The organism is Nocardia sp. NPDC004654, from assembly GCF_040609595.1.
Lineage (GTDB): Bacteria > Actinomycetota > Actinomycetes > Mycobacteriales > Mycobacteriaceae > Nocardia.
This window is the reverse complement of sequence record NZ_JBEXKI010000005.1, coordinates 16,801-31,214: the sequence shown is the minus strand read 5'-3', so window position 1 is coordinate 31,214 and position 14,414 is coordinate 16,801. Positions and strand designations below refer to the sequence as shown.

Genomic DNA, 14,414 nt, shown 5'->3' with positions numbered 1-14,414 from the left:
ACCAGCGCCCTGGTCGACCCTTGGCCCATGACACACACGCAAGCACTCCTACCAACCCACACCACCGGCGAAACTCGGGCCATCGGCCCCTCTCGCGAGACTGTACTGCGGATGTGCGGCGCCGCACTGGCCTTCGCGGGCCCCCTGTGCATCGCGGGCGGCACACTGCATCCGATCGTGGCGGGCAAGAGCCATTCGGTCGAGGCGCTCACCAGCCCCGGCGCGCCGCTCGCGCAGATCCTGCTCGGCATCGGAACCGTTCTGCTGATCCTCGGCCTGCCCGGGATGTACGCGTGGATGCGGCCGAGACTCGGCACGGCCGGATTCGTCGGCCTGATCTGCTACCTGCTCGCCAACGTCGTCACCGCGGCCGGTCACCTCACCGTCGAGTTGTTCGTCGCCTACCCGTTCGCGGCTGATTCCGGCACCGCGCACCTGATCGCGGGCAACGACAACATGATCGACACCACGGCGTTCGAATTGTTCAACATCATCGGCGCTGTCGTCCTGCTCGCCGGGCTGGGCCTGATGGGCGGGAGCATGTTGCGCAACAGCGCGGTGCCCCGCTGGATCGCGATACTCACCCTGGTCGCCGGGCTCGGCTTCTTCCTGCCGGTTCCGCCCACCCAAGGCCTCACCGGATTCCTCTACGAGGCGCCGCGTGGCATCGTCGTCGCCGCGATCGGTGTGCTGATGTTGCGGTGGCCGGGCGGATTGCGGCGGTGGGCGGAGGACTCGGATCGCTAGCGGAACCCATTGTCACGGGCGGGCGGGTTTGAACGCGAACCCGACTTTCACGAGTCCGTGGTCACCGGTGCCGCTCTCGCGGTGGTTCTCGAAATTCAAATGGTCGTTGTTGATGGTGAGCCCGTCGAACAGCCACACGCGTTTGCGGCTGTTGTCGTAGAACTGTTCGCTGACGAGCACATGATCGAGCGATTCGCGAATGTCTTGGTGCACGTGGGTGTAGTAGACGTCGCGGGTATCGCGGTACTCCTGCAACGTCTGGGCGGTGTAGAGGCCGTTGTCCACGCCGCCCAGCGAGTCCCCGACCAGGTAGCGGGGCTGCTCGGTCAGGATGTTGGCGGTGTTGCTGTGCTGGCCGTCGTTGATGTCGCCGAGCACGATGACCGGCGTCGCGGTGCCCTTCATCGCGGAGGTGAGCAGGACGCGCAGCGCCACCGCCTCGGCGGTGCGGCGAATTGTCGACAGCCCCGCACCCAGCGCCAGCTGATGCGGCTTGAAGGTGTCCGGATCGTCCTGGAACCACTGCTCGCCCGCCAAACTGGTCGGCAGTTTGGATTTGAGGTGGACGACGAACACCTCGGTCGGCTGACCGTCCCGCAGTTCGACGCTGAAGTGCAGTACCGGTCGGGAGAACCGGTCGATGGCGACCCGGATCTGCGGTGCTTGCGGGTCGTTTCGATCGTCGGTGGATTCCAGGCGGACCGCCTCGGAGAAGTCCGCGATCCACTGCGGATCGCCGTGCAGAAGGCCTTTGCGGACCAGCGCCGCGCAGATGATCCGGGAGCCGTCCGCGGGATCGGCGAGCACATCGTAGGTCGCCTCCAATCCCCCGGCGGCGACCACCTTCTCCAACGCGGTCTTGCTCCACACCTCCTGTAGACCCACGATGTCGACGTCCAGCGTGGTGAGCTGACCCGCGATCCAATCCGCCTTCCGCGTGAATTCCGCTTCCGTCCAGGGACGTTGACCCGGATTCATCGGTTGTCCGGGGTCCTGGAGGTTGAACATGTTGAACGTGGCGACGCTGAAACGATTCAGGTTCATCGCGCACTCCCTCGAAATCGATCGGTCGAGTTACCGCGCGGCCGAATGGTGCGTTGACTCATCCGATCATGCCGCCCATGCAGGGTCTTGCCCTGCGTAGTCGACTACTCGATCGAGGCTTTCTCGACCGGTAGTCCGGCCAACGCCCATTCCAGCATTCCCTCGTCGAGGCGTTTGACCTCCCGACCGGACTGCTGCGCGATGCGGATCGCGTCGGGCGCCATGACGCAGTAGGCACCGCGGCAGTAGGCGACGATGTCCCGGTCGGCGGGCAGCTCGGCGAGTCGGGCGGCGAGTTCGGCGAGCGGAATGTTGATGGCGCCCGGGATGTGCCCGGCGTCGTATTCCTCGTGGGGGCGGACGTCGACGAGGATGATCTCCCCGGCGTCGCGGCGGCGGATGAGTTCGTCGCGGGTGATCGCGTCTTCGGGAGAGCCGAGCGCGGCGGCGGCCGCGAGGGCGACGTCGGCGAGGTGCGCTTCGGCGACGCTCTGCACTAGCGCGAACAAGCGAGCGACGTCGGTTCCGGCAAGCCGGTAGTGCTGGCGGGTTCCGTCGCGTCGCGCCTCGACCAGACCGCTGGATTTGAGCGTTTGCAGGTTCGCCGAGGCGGTGGTCAGGTTCATGCCGGTCGTGGTGGCGATCGCCTCGACCGTGCGCTCGCCCTGGGCGAGCAGATCGAGGATCTGCAGTCTGCGACCGTTGCCCAGCGCCTTGCCGACGCGGGCGACCTGGTCGAACAGAGCGGCCTTGGGACCGGACGACTCGCTCACGCTTGCTTCTCCAATACTCTTTGGAATAGCTTATTCCACAGTTCCTTGGAACAACATCGAACATGGCGATTGTATTCGCGACCGCTTGCCCCGCCCGCTCGACAGCGGCTCACCAGGAAGACCTTCTCGTGGCCACCGGCACCACCAGCATCACCTCCGACACCCCGCTCCCCGACACCGCACGAGCGCAGCGCCGCATCCTGATCGTCCTGGTCTCCGCGCAGATCCTCAGCGGCGCGGGACTGGCCGCCGGAATCACCGTCGGCGCGTTGCTGGCCCAGGACATGCTCGACTCCACCAGCCTGGCCGGACTGCCCAGCGCCCTGTTCACCGCCGGTTCCGCGCTCGCCGCCGTAGCCGTCGGACGTCTTTCCCAAGCCCGCGGGCGCCGTCCCGGTCTGGCCGCCGGGTACCTCACCGGCACGATCGGCAGCCTCGGCGTCATCGCCGCCGCCGTGCTGAACAACCTGGCGCTGCTGTTCATCGCGCTGTTCGTCTACGGCGCGGGCACCGCAACCAACCTGCAAGCCCGGTACGCCGGAGCCGATCTGGCCACCGCTTCGCACCGGGGTCGCGCCGTGTCCACCGTGCTGGTCGCGACCACTCTCGGCGGTGTCATCGGCCCGAATCTCGCCGCCCCGACCGGCGGATTGGCCCAGAGCTTGGGCATCCCCTACCTGGCCGGGCCGTTCCTGCTCGCCGCGGCGGCCTACGCCTTGGCCGCGCTCGTGCTCGCGGTGTCGCTGCGGCCGGACCCGCTACTGCTGGCACGGGAACTGGGCACGACGGATGCGGCGACCACACAGACGGCGCCTGTCGACGATTCCGGCAAGGGCATCGCCGCGGGCGGCTTGGTCATGGCGCTGACGCAGCTGGTCATGGTGGCGATCATGACCATGACTCCGGTCCACATGCACGCCCACGGCCACAGCACCGCCGCGGCTGGGCTGGTGATCGCCATCCACGTCGGCGCCATGTACCTGCCCTCGCCGCTGACCGGCTGGCTCGTCGACCGCTACGGTCGCCTACCTGTCGCCGCCGCGTCGGGGGTGACACTGCTCGCCGCGGGACTCCTCGCGGCCGCCGCACCCGGCGACTCCATGGTGTTGCTCGCGCTCGCGCTGACGCTGCTGGGGTTGGGCTGGAATCTCGGGCTCGTGGCGGGCACGGCCATCATCACCGACACGGTGCCGCTGGCCACCCGCGCTAAAACCCAAGGCGCGGTGGATGTCTCGATCGCCGTCGCTGGAGCGACCGGCGGCATGGGGTCCGGGCTGATGGTCGCGGCGACCAGCTATCCGGCCCTGGCTCTCGCCGGTGGCGTGCTCGCGCTGGCGGTCGTGCCGATCGCGGCGTTCACCGGGTTCAGCCGGTCGGCATCGAGATAGCCATTCGGGTGGCGCGCCTGTCCCTTCGACGACCTCGCGCGACGTCGCTTGGGCTCATGGACGAGCAGCCGTCTACGCACAAGTTCCTCGACGACACCAGCGTCGACGAGATCGCGGAACGCGCACGCCAAGACCTGGGATCGGATCATCCCCGCTGAGTCAACGCGCCGCTCTCGTCGCTGAGACCTGATTCGAGCCATTCGAAAGATCAAGTCCGGCAACCTGTTTGTCGCGATCTGTGGGATTGCGCCAGGGCGAACGAAACTGGTCGCGGTGACAAAGATCTCCCCCTCGCCGTCGAGCGCCTCGGCGGGTGATGACCGCTGCTATCGTCGGAAGCGTTCATGGCGCCGGGTGAGGGACCGCGCGCTTCATTCGCGCGCGAGGACGAACCCTCTTGAAGTATGTACCCCGCCTGGTCCTGTTCCTGGCTGTTCCGGCCCTGCTGATCTCGCTGCCGTGGTGGACGTTGGTGGCGGCGCCGACCCAGGGAACCGGCTCGCTGTTCTGGCTCGGCTCGGCGCTGGCCGCCCTGACGTTCTGCTGCCTGCCCGCGGCGATGTATCTCGGCCACGGACACGCGCAGTCGGATGCCGCCTCGATCGTCGGCGACACGCTGCTCGGCGTGATGTGGGTGGTGTTCAGCTGGTCGGTCTTCGGCAACCTCGCACGCCTCGGGCTCGCCGTGGCCGGTGTCGACGATCCGGCCCGTTCCCGGATCGTCGCCGCGGGCGTGTTCGCCGCCTCCGCCGCGCTCGTGGTGTGGGGCGTGGTCGAAGCACGGCGGGTGCCGCGGGTTCGCACCGTGGAGGTATCCATCCCCGGACTCGGTCCGGCGCTGGACGGCCTGCGCCTGGTGGTCGTCACCGACACCCACTTCGCCGCGCTCGACCGATTGCGCTGGTCGGAGCGCGTTGTCGAGGTGGTCAACGCGCAACGTCCCGATATCGCTTGCCACGCGGGTGATCTCGCGGACGGCTCGGTGGCGAAGCGGCACGCGCAGGTCGATCCGCTCGGCAAGGTCGAGGCCGAGCTCGGCCGGTTCTACATCACCGGCAACCACGAGTACTTCGGCGACGCGCCAGGCTGGATCGACCACATGAGTTCGCTCGGCTGGCAACCGCTGCGCAATCAGCACGTGACGGTGCGCCGCGGCGACGATCAGCTGGTGATCGCCGGTATCGATGACCCGACGGGCGTGGGCTTGACCGGTCACGGCCCGGACCTGCCGACCGCGCTCGCCGGTGCCGACCCCGACGCGCCGGTCGTGCTGCTCGCCCACCAACCCAGGCAGATCATCGACGCCGTGGCCGCGGGTGTCGCACTCCAGATCTCCGGCCACACCCACGGCGGCCAGATCTGGCCCTTCCACTATCTCGTCCGGCTCGAGCAACCCGTTGTCGCGGGACTGAGCCGCCACGGCGACACCCAGCTCTACACCAGCCGGGGAACCGGCTTCTGGGGGCCGCAACTGCGGGTCTTCGCACCGAGCGAGATCACCGTGCTGGTCCTGCGTCCGCAGTAGCGGAACGCCGCCGCGGCGTGCGGGCAGCGTGTTTCGTCCACGCAGTCGTTGCTCGGCTTCCGCCTCCCCCGCTGATGTGCCCCGGCCGTTCCTACGACCCGGCATCGGTGGCAGCCAGAAACGCGCCTGTCTCGCCACCGGCCTTCCGGTGTGGTGGACCGCTGGCGTACGATTAACGATGCAATTTCGATGCAGCACACCGGCGTGTTGTGTGCGGGCAACGGGGTACTCGACGCACGAGCGGTGCACTCCCGGAGACGCGAGGTGCGGACATGCGATGCGTGATATTCGGGGCGACCGGATATATCGGCGGCCGTCTGGTTCCCGAGCTTCTTCGCGCCGGTCATACCGTCCGGGTAGTCGCGCGCAACCCCGGGAAGCTCGCCGACGCACCGTGGCGCGATCGGGTCGAGATCCTGCGCGGCGACGTACTCGATGACGAGGACGTTCGCCGCTGCGTCGCCGATCAGCAGGTGCTCTACTATCTGGTCCACTCGCTCGACCGAGCGGATTTCGGCGAGATCGACCGCGCGGCCGCCACTCGGGTCGCGGCCGCCGCCGCGGCGGCGCGGGTCGGTCGCATCATCTACCTCGGCGGCATCACACCCACGGGGCAAACCCTTTCGCGCCACCTCGCATCACGCGCCGAAGTCGGCAGGATCTTCCTGGCCTCTCCCGTCCCCACGCTGGTTCTGCGGGCCGGTGTAGTCATCGGGTCCGGCTCGGCGAGCTTCGAGATCCTTCGCTACCTCACCGAGCGGCTACCCGTCATGGTCACGCCGCGGTGGGTGCGGAGCAAGGTTCAACCGATCGCTGTCCGCGACGTCCTCTACTACCTGGTGCGGGGTGCGGACCTGACGCCGGACCGGACCGGCGCCTTCGACATCGGAGGCCCGGACATCGTCACCTACGAAGAAATGATGCGAACGTACGCCGAGGTCGCGCAGCTGCCTCGCCGGATCGTCATCCCGGTACCACTGCTGACGCCCTGGTTGTCCAGCCAGTGGGTCAACTTGGTGACACCGGTACCGCGCGCGATCGCCGTTCCCCTGATGGAATCGCTGATCAACGACGTCGCCTGCGCCGACCACTCGATAGCGCACCTCATCCCGGACCCGCCAGCGGGGCCGATACCGTTCCGCGAGGCGATCTCGTTGGCACTCACCAGAATTCGAGACCTCGACGTCCCGACCCGGTGGTCGGATGCCAGTCCCCCGCGGACGCCGTCGGATCCGCTGCCGACGGACCCCGATTGGTCGGGCGGCTCCCTGTACCGCGACGTCCGCGAACTATCGACTTCCGCGGATCCCGAGGTCCTGTGGTCGGTGATCGAGTCGGTCGGCGGGGAACACGGGTGGTACTCGTTTCCCCTGGCGTGGGCGCTTCGCGGATGGCTGGATCGAATCGCGGGCGGTGTCGGTCTCCGTCGCGGGCGCCGGGATCCACACAAACTCCACCAGGGTGAGGCTCTGGATTGGTGGCGCGTCGAAACACTGGAACGCCCTCGGTTGCTTCGACTGCGGGCCGAGATGCTCCTTCCCGGACAGGCATGGCTCGAACTGTCCGTCACGCCGACTCCCGAAGGCGGCGCGCGCTACCGGCAGTGCGCGGTGTTCGAACCACGGGGACTGGCCGGGCATGCGTACTGGCACTCGATAGCGCCCTTCCATGCCGTCGTGTTCGGCGGTATGGCTCGCAACATCACGGCGAAAGCCGAAGCGGCGTAACGCCTATGGTCGGTCGCGAGGACCGGCTATCCGATCGACCGCGTCGGCCAGCGTGGTCACCGGAGTGGCCCGAGCCGCAAGGACGACCAAGTCCCAGCCCGGTCCGCCGACGAACACTCGGGCGCCTGCCGCCGCGCATGCCCGCACCGCCGATGTGAGCGCCGTGGATTCGTGCTGCGACCAGAGCACCACGTCGGGGCAGGAATCGGTGCGCGCGAGGGCATCGGCGAGAGCGGCGGTGGGCACATCGGCGCCGAGCATCCAGGCGCGCACGCCGCGCTCGGCAAGCGCTGCGCGCAAGGTCTCCAGCGGGAGTACATGCGTCTCACCGCCTGTACACGCGAGTACCGCGGCGTGCGCCTTCGTTGGCGTGGTGGGCGGGACATAGCTGTGCAGGGCCGCGGTGGTCGACCACGACAGCAGGTGCTCGACGTCGATGCACGCCTCGCCCGCGAGCTGCCGTGCGACGATCGCCGCGAAGACGGGGCGGCACAGCATGTTCCAGGTGTCGACAACACCGTAGGCGAGTAGATGCGCGTTGAGCAGCGCCGACAAGGCTTCGGCATCGAGCGCGAACGCGGCGGTCGACAGCGGCTCCCAATCCCCGCGGACGGCCGTGGTCCGGCGCCGCTCGGTCACCACGGCCGCCGCGCCGGCCGGGCTCACACCCGCGCGGATCAGCGCGAGCATCCGTTGCAGTGCCGCGATATCGGATTCGCCGTAGCGGCGGTGTTTTCCGGGCTCGTGACGGCTGGGTCCGATGTCGTAGCGGCGATTCCAGCTGCGCAGCGTCGCGGTCGGGATGCCCAGGCGATCGGCTACCGCGCGCACCGAGTAACCGAGCACCTCGGAAGCGGGGTCCGCGGGCCCGAGCTCGCGCCGTCCGTCCTGTATTCGGGACCGCGGGCCGCGACCGGTCGGGCGCGCTGCCGCCGCGGACGCCGCCGGGTCGGATCCGGGTGTCGCACCGTTGGGAGTCACGAACCCACTCTTCTCACTGGCAGGAATCGTCTCCTCCAGTATGCATCGTTAGTGCATCGTTTAGTGGTATCGTTGGCCTGAACGAAAGCGAAAGACGCGAGGGGAACGAATCGACGGCACTCGCGGCGACCAGCCGCCCCGACACAAGTGGTGAACGACATGAACAACACGAAAGCCGTACTGGCGACGATCCTGCTGACTTTCTCGGTCGCGTCCGCCGCGGCCTGTACGAATGACGACACGGACTCCGCGTCGACCGCAGAGCAGACCACCGCACCGACGCAAACGGCGGCGACAGCACCGGGCACAACGACGCCGAGCGGCGATCCGGCCGCCGGACTGGTCGGGCCGGGTTGCGCGGCGTACGCCGAGCAAGTCCCGACGGGACCCGGTTCCGTCGCGAGCATGGCACAAGAACCGGCTGCCGTCGCGGCGTCGAACAGTCCCTTGCTGACTACATTGACCGCCGCCGTATCCGGGCAGCTGAATCCGCAGGTCAACCTCGTCGATACCCTCAATTCCGGCGATTTCACGCTCTTCGCCCCCGTCGACGACGCGTTCGCCGCGGTGGATCCGGCGACGATAGAATCGTTGAAGACCGATGCTCAGGCGCTCACGACCGTGCTGACCTACCATGCGGTGCCCGGTCGGCTCGCCGCGGACCAGGTCGCGGGAACCCATAAGACGGTGCAGGGCTCCGAGGTCACCGTGACACGATCCGGCGACGACATCCAGGTCGCCGACGCCGAGGTGCTCTGCGGCGGGGTCCAGACCGCGAACGCGACGGTGTACCTGATCGATGCGGTACTGATGCCACCGACGAGCTGACCCACCAATCACCGCGCAGAAAGAACCCACCAGGCGCGCCGGGCACACGCGATCGAGCGAGAGGCGAACCGATGACCAAGCGCAGATTCCGCAAAGGCGAGAAGGTCGAATGGGATAGCCACGGCAGCGTCGCCAAGGGCACGGTGGAGGAGAAGATCACCTCCGACACCGAGGCAGCAGGACGCACGGTCCGGGCGTCCGCACAGGATCCGCAGTACCGGGTGCGCAGCGAGAAGTCCGACCGCGACGCGGTACACAAACCCGACGCCCTACGTCCCCGCGACGACTGAACGGAAGAGTCGATTCGTTATGACGAGAGACGACGACAAGGCTCGTGAGGAGTTCGATGCGACCGTCAACATGACGGCGAAAGAACTCGGCCGATGGCTCGACACCGACGAGTCGAAGTCGGTGGGGCAAAAATCCGAGGGCGGCGGTGAGTCCACCGGACACGCCAGCGGCCGAAGGATCATCGAGATCTTGAACAAGAAGAAGGCGGATCTGACCGACGACGACTACGCGCACATGCGCAAGGTCGTCGGTTATGCGCACCGCCATCTCGCGCAACGCCCCTCCGGCGACGCGCAGGACAGCAAGTGGCGCTACTCGTTGATGAACTGGGGGCACGACCCCACGAAGCGATGACCGATCCTGCCACCATGCAACCGGGGTCGAATCCGGTTGCCGCAGTGGCCGGTTCGCGGCCCACAGAGGTCGAGGTTGAACGCGTCCGCAGAAAGCCGGAAAGTTGTTGCCCCGCAGCGCTTCCAGGAAAGCGTCGTTACGGCACGACTTCGATGATGTCACCGGGCGAGAGGTAGTCGAAGAATTCGCGGGCACCGTCGGGTGTCATGCGGATGCACCCGTGCGACTCCTCTTCGATCGGCCCGATGTGGGTGGCGATGTCACCGTCGAAGAAGACCGCGTACTTCATCCAGACGTGGTGCATGGTGCTCCAGTGATCCTCCCGCTTGAAGTCGACGTCGAAGACGCCCACCCGGGTGCGGAAGCCCGCCCTGCCGTGCGAAATCGGCGTGGGGCCGTAGGTAACCCGCCCGTTGTCCATCAGCCACGCCTCGTTCGTCGACAGGCGCATACACCCGCGCGCCGCCTCGGCGGTACACGGCGCCACCACCGGTGCGGGCGGCACCAGCGGCGGCAGGACCAGCGGGGGCACGCCCGGGATGTCCGGTCCACCGGGCCACAACGGTTCACCCATCGCCGGGGCCGCGACGGCGAGTCCGGTGACCGCCGCGCCGATCAGCAACGCGATCCGCGCCACCGGGCGGAATCGACTCTGGCACTTCATGAATCAGACCTGCCTTTCCCTCACCCGGGTAGTTGGACGTGCCGCTCGCGGGGCGAGGGGACGCGCATGGGCGACACGAGAGTCCGAGCTGACCTGAAAGTGTTTTTGATCATTCTGAAGTGGCTTTGGACCCCAACGTGGCAAATCGGGCACGACCGGTAGGCAACCGAGTCGATCTCGATAGCGTCGCGTGATTGCCATTTTCAGAATTTTGTGATTGGCCTGTCCGCCGGGCGATACGGCGTGGCGCGCCGAAATACAGCAATCCGACAGCTACGCTGACGGGCTAGCTATCCGACAGCTACAGTGACGGATCAGCGGCACGGGCTCGGTTGCGGTCGAGCTTCGTGCGGTGCGTGCACAACCGAGTGGTTCCGGACGGAGACAGGAGCTCCATGCGAACACGGAAGTGCGGATACGCCCTCGTCACCCTCGCCATGATCGCGACCGTGACGCTCGCGCCGGGGGCGGCCCCCTCGGCGCACGCGACCGTCGCGCCGTTCGGCGACGAGTTCCTCTGGGGAGTCGCGTCATCCGGCTTCCAGTCCGAGGGGCACGCGCCCGACAGCAACTGGACCCGCTACATCGACTCGGGCGAGGCCGGGGACGAGTACCTGAATTCGGTCGACTTCCTCGAGCGCCATCCCGCCGACATAGATCTGGCCGCTCGGCTCGGTGTCCAGGTGTACCGGATCGGGATCGAGTGGGCCCGCCTCCAGCCGGAACCGGGAATCTGGGACGCGGCGGCCTTTCGGTTCTACGACGATGTGATCGACCGTATCGTCGCGGCCGGTATGCGGCCGATGCTGACTCTCGACCACTGGGTGTATCCGGGCTGGGTGAGTGATCGCGGCGGCTGGCGCAATCCGGGCATCGTCGACGACTGGCTGACCACTATGCGAAAGGTGGTGGACCGCTATGCCTCTCGCAACCCGCTGTGGGTCACCTTCAACGAGCCCGCCGCGTATGTCGGCACCGAGCTGCGGATCGGCGCCATCACCGTCGATGAGGCGCCCGTGATGCTGGACCGAATGGCCCAGGCCCACAACACGATCTACGACATCATCCACCACGCCGTGCCCGACGCACAGGTCACAAGCAACCTCGGCTACGTGGCGGGCGCCGAGACCGAGGTCAACCAGCCGATGGTCGACCGCATCGCGGACAAGCTCGACTTCATCGGCGTCGACTACTATTTCGCGGTGCTGCCGGAGTCCGGCCACTCGGTGCAGGGTGGTTCGAACCAGGGTCCGGCCATCTGGGAATTGCCGATTCGCACCGAGGGCATCTACTACGCGCTGCGGCACTATTCACGCCTGTTCCCGGACCGTCCGCTGTACGTCGTGGAGAACGGCATGCCCACCGAGAACGGTGGCCCGCGCGCCGACGGTTACACCCGCTCCGAACACCTCCGCGACACCGTCTACTGGCTGCAGCGCGCCAAGGCCGACGGCATCGACCTGATCGGCTACAACTACTGGAGCCTCACCGACAACTACGAATGGGGTTCCTACACACCCCGTTTCGGCCTCTACACCGTCGACGTCCGCACCGATCCCACGCTCACCCGCCGACCGACCGACGCCGTCGACACCTACCGCACCATCATCCGATCCGGCGGCGTCCCGACCGGCTACCGGCCGACTCGTCCCCCTGCCGAATGCGAACTGGTGGACCCGCCGGAAAGCTGCGATCAAACGGTCGGCCTAACCGATTAGACCGCCCGTGCGCACCCGAACACGTGATCGCACTAGGCACACCGGTCAGTCGAAAGGCGACTTGTCGACCGCGCAACCGGTGCCGTCCGGTGGAAGTTCGCCGGTGAACAGGTATTCCCGCTTGGTTCGCTCGGCGCAGGTGCTCGGCACGTACATGCTGCTGTGGCCCGCGCCTTCGATCACCACCACCCGGGCGTCGGCCAGCTGGGCGGCGCCGGCGAAGGCGCCGGCCAACGGGGTGGCCGGGTCGAATCTGCTGTTGAGCACCAGGATCGGCGCGGCGGTGCGGCGGTTCCACGGTCCGGTGTACCGGTCGGCGTCGTGACCTCGCCAGAACGCGCAGGTCGTATTGCCGAACACTGGTATCCGCCCGAAATGCGGCACCCGCAGGTCTTCCGCTATCGCCGCACGACTGTAGACCTCGGCGTCGGTCGGCACGACGCTGTCGGCGCACTGGATCGCGTGGTACGCCTCGGTGCGGTTGCCCAGGTAGGACTCGCCGCGCGCGACCGGCAGCAATCCGCGGACGGTGGTGCTCGCGTCGAACAACCTTTGCAGCAGCACCGCGAGGTCCGGGAACGTGGACGGCTGCGCAAGACTCGCCGCCGTATCGAGGACCGACGCGTACGTCCACGTCTGGTCGTCGAGCCTGATGGGCGCCAGGCGAGCCCGCTCGGCGAGTACCGTCCACTTGACCCTCGGATCGCCGGAGGAGAACGCGCACCGCGGCCCGGCCGCCGAACACTGTCGCAGGAACGCGTCGAAGGTGGCGGCGATCGCGTCGGCCACGCCCTGCCGAGTGTCCAGCGGAACCGTCGTGCCTTGCCCGTTGTGCCCGTTGACGTTGCCCTCGAAGTCCATCGATCCGTCGAAGACCATCGCCCGCACCCGGCTGGGATACATGTTCGCGTAGATCGCGCCGAGCTGGGTGCCGTAGGAGATGCCGTGGTAGGTGAGCTTCGGATCGCCGACGGCGCGGCGCAACAGTTCCAGATCCCGCGCGGTATTGGCGGTCGAGGCGTGGTTCAGTATCGGACCGGCGTGCCGCCCGCAGCGATCGGCGAACTCCTTGGACCAGTCGTAGAACGGGGCCTCTTCGCCTGGCGTCGTTGGCATTTGAGGGCTGGCGCCGAGGAACGCCGTTTGTTCGTCCACCGTCGGGAAACAGCGCGCCGCCGCACTGCGGGCCACCGCTCGGCTGTCCCAAGAGACCACATCGAACCGCGAGCGCAGCTCATCGGAGAACAGCCACGGCCACCGCGCCCGTTCCCGTAGGCGATCCACCCCGGACGGGCCGGGACCCCCGAAGTTGACGAACAGGGTGCCGATGCGCCGACTCGGATCGGCGGCGGGCAGTTTGATCACCGCCAACTCGATCTGATCCTGGTGCGGCTGGTTGTAGTCCAGCGGCACCTTCGCCGACGCGCACTGGAAGCCGTCCTGGCAGTCGGACCACCGCAGCGCCGGGGTTTCCGCCGCCTCGGACAGGCGATCGATGTAGGAGTCCGCGACGTCCTCCGCGGACGCCGACACGGGCACACCGAGTACTCCTACCCCGACCGCGAGTGCCAGCAGGGCACGCCGGATCCGATGAGATCTGTTGGGTCCCAAGCGTAGATCCAAGCGAAAGCCTCCTGCGCACAGCTCGACGAACCGGGCGATCTTGTCATACGCGCGGCGCGGCTGCCACAAACCGAGAGCAGGGGCACAACGGATTCGACGAATTTCGACCCGAGAGGTGTCGATGCACGCCGATTCCGGGGTCGGCGGCTAGGGTCTAGTCGGCCCGCGAACGTGGCGGCGTTCCGCGGCCGTCGGGGAAGCGGTCCGTCCTTCGCACGATCGAGTCGGGGGACGGACCTCCCGCGGACAAATGCTTGACTCGTTCCAGAAAACGGACAAGACTTTCGTCCGTGCACACTGCCGAGGAATTCCAGCAGATGCTGCAGGGAGCTTCGCTCCGCGTGACCGCTCCGCGAGTCGCGGTGCTCGGCGCGGTGCACGATCACCCGCACGCCGACACGGATTCGATCATCCGTGCCGTGCGTTCGCGCCTGTCGGCGGTGTCGCACCAGGCGGTGTACGACTCGCTGCGCACGCTCACCGCCGCGGGCCTGATCCGATGCATCCAACCGTCCGGCTCCGTGGCGCGTTACGAGTCGCGGGTCGGCGACAACCACCACCACGTCGTGTGCCGGGCGTGCGGGTCGATCGCCGATGTCGACTGCGCGATCGGCCATGCCCCTTGTCTGACCGCATCCGAGGACCACGGCTTCGCCATCGACGAGGCCGAGGTCATCTACTGGGGTCTGTGTCCCGACTGCGCCGCATCTCAACGTCCCTGATCGCAGCCCGCACCTCATTCAGGAAGGAA

14 protein-coding genes are annotated in these 14,414 nt (G+C 67.5%); 9 read left to right on the top strand and 5 right to left on the bottom strand.

Annotated elements, in window-relative coordinates:
- Positions 1-27 precede the first annotated feature (27 nt).
- Entirely contained in the window at positions 28-747 is a 720-nt protein-coding gene (locus ABZV58_RS17705; protein WP_355001204.1) for a hypothetical protein, read from the top strand.
- Between the two features lie 12 nt (positions 748-759).
- Here the strand turns inward: ABZV58_RS17705 and ABZV58_RS17700 are convergent, their stop codons facing one another.
- Complete coding sequence (locus ABZV58_RS17700; RefSeq protein WP_355001203.1) at positions 760-1,791, bottom strand: endonuclease/exonuclease/phosphatase family protein; 1,032 nt, start codon at positions 1,789-1,791, stop codon at positions 760-762.
- 104 nt (positions 1,792-1,895) lie between these two features.
- A complete protein-coding gene (locus ABZV58_RS17695) occupies positions 1,896-2,564 on the bottom strand; it encodes a metalloregulator ArsR/SmtB family transcription factor (RefSeq protein ID WP_355001202.1) in 669 nt (222 codons plus the stop codon).
- 128 nt (positions 2,565-2,692) lie between these two features.
- Between ABZV58_RS17695 and ABZV58_RS17690 the strand changes: the two genes are divergently transcribed.
- The 3 genes from ABZV58_RS17690 (at position 2,693) to ABZV58_RS17680 (ending at position 7,204) form a co-directional block, all read left to right on the top strand.
- On the top strand, positions 2,693-3,952 hold the full coding sequence (locus ABZV58_RS17690; protein WP_355001201.1) for an MFS transporter: 1,260 nt from the start codon (positions 2,693-2,695) through the stop codon (positions 3,950-3,952).
- Positions 3,953-4,349: 397 nt separating this feature from the next.
- Entirely contained in the window at positions 4,350-5,477 is a 1,128-nt protein-coding gene (locus ABZV58_RS17685) for a metallophosphoesterase (protein WP_355001200.1), read from the top strand.
- 272 nt (positions 5,478-5,749) lie between these two features.
- Entirely contained in the window at positions 5,750-7,204 is a 1,455-nt protein-coding gene (locus tag ABZV58_RS17680) for an SDR family oxidoreductase (RefSeq protein ID WP_355001199.1), read from the top strand.
- A 3-nt stretch (positions 7,205-7,207) separates the two neighbouring features.
- On the opposite strand, the gene ABZV58_RS17675 is transcribed toward ABZV58_RS17680, so the two are convergent.
- Positions 7,208-8,185 carry a MerR family transcriptional regulator gene (locus ABZV58_RS17675; RefSeq protein WP_355001198.1) on the bottom strand — a complete coding sequence of 326 codons (978 nt, stop codon included), beginning with the start codon at positions 8,183-8,185 and terminating at the stop codon, positions 7,208-7,210.
- A gap of 159 nt (positions 8,186-8,344) precedes the next feature.
- Here ABZV58_RS17675 and ABZV58_RS17670 point away from each other — a divergent pair, with 159 nt between their 5' ends.
- From ABZV58_RS17670 to ABZV58_RS17660, 3 genes are all read left to right on the top strand, one after another.
- Entirely contained in the window at positions 8,345-9,013 is a 669-nt protein-coding gene (locus ABZV58_RS17670; protein ID WP_355001197.1) for a fasciclin domain-containing protein, read from the top strand.
- A 71-nt stretch (positions 9,014-9,084) separates the two neighbouring features.
- Entirely contained in the window at positions 9,085-9,303 is a 219-nt protein-coding gene (locus ABZV58_RS17665; protein ID WP_355001196.1) for a DUF2945 domain-containing protein, read from the top strand.
- Between the two features lie 19 nt (positions 9,304-9,322).
- Positions 9,323-9,658 (top strand): DUF3140 domain-containing protein, encoded by a 336-nt coding sequence (locus tag ABZV58_RS17660; RefSeq protein WP_355001195.1) that lies wholly within the window; start codon positions 9,323-9,325, stop codon positions 9,656-9,658.
- 136 nt (positions 9,659-9,794) lie between these two features.
- Here ABZV58_RS17660 and ABZV58_RS17655 read toward each other — a convergent pair whose 3' ends face one another.
- Positions 9,795-10,322, bottom strand: coding sequence for a L,D-transpeptidase (locus ABZV58_RS17655; RefSeq protein WP_355001194.1), 528 nt, complete (start codon positions 10,320-10,322; stop codon positions 9,795-9,797).
- A gap of 395 nt (positions 10,323-10,717) precedes the next feature.
- On the opposite strand from ABZV58_RS17655, the gene ABZV58_RS17650 reads away from it, so the two are divergent.
- Positions 10,718-12,040, top strand: coding sequence for a family 1 glycosylhydrolase (locus ABZV58_RS17650; protein WP_355001193.1), 1,323 nt, complete (start codon positions 10,718-10,720; stop codon positions 12,038-12,040).
- A gap of 45 nt (positions 12,041-12,085) precedes the next feature.
- Here the strand turns inward: ABZV58_RS17650 and ABZV58_RS17645 are convergent, their stop codons facing one another.
- Positions 12,086-13,579, bottom strand: a complete 1,494-nt coding sequence (locus tag ABZV58_RS17645; RefSeq protein ID WP_355001192.1) for an alpha/beta hydrolase — start codon at positions 13,577-13,579, stop codon at positions 12,086-12,088.
- Between the two features lie 401 nt (positions 13,580-13,980).
- Between ABZV58_RS17645 and ABZV58_RS17640 the strand changes: the two genes are divergently transcribed.
- Positions 13,981-14,385: a Fur family transcriptional regulator gene (locus ABZV58_RS17640; protein ID WP_174554798.1), complete on the top strand. Its 405-nt coding sequence runs from the start codon at positions 13,981-13,983 to the stop codon at positions 14,383-14,385.
- Positions 14,386-14,414 lie beyond the last annotated feature (29 nt).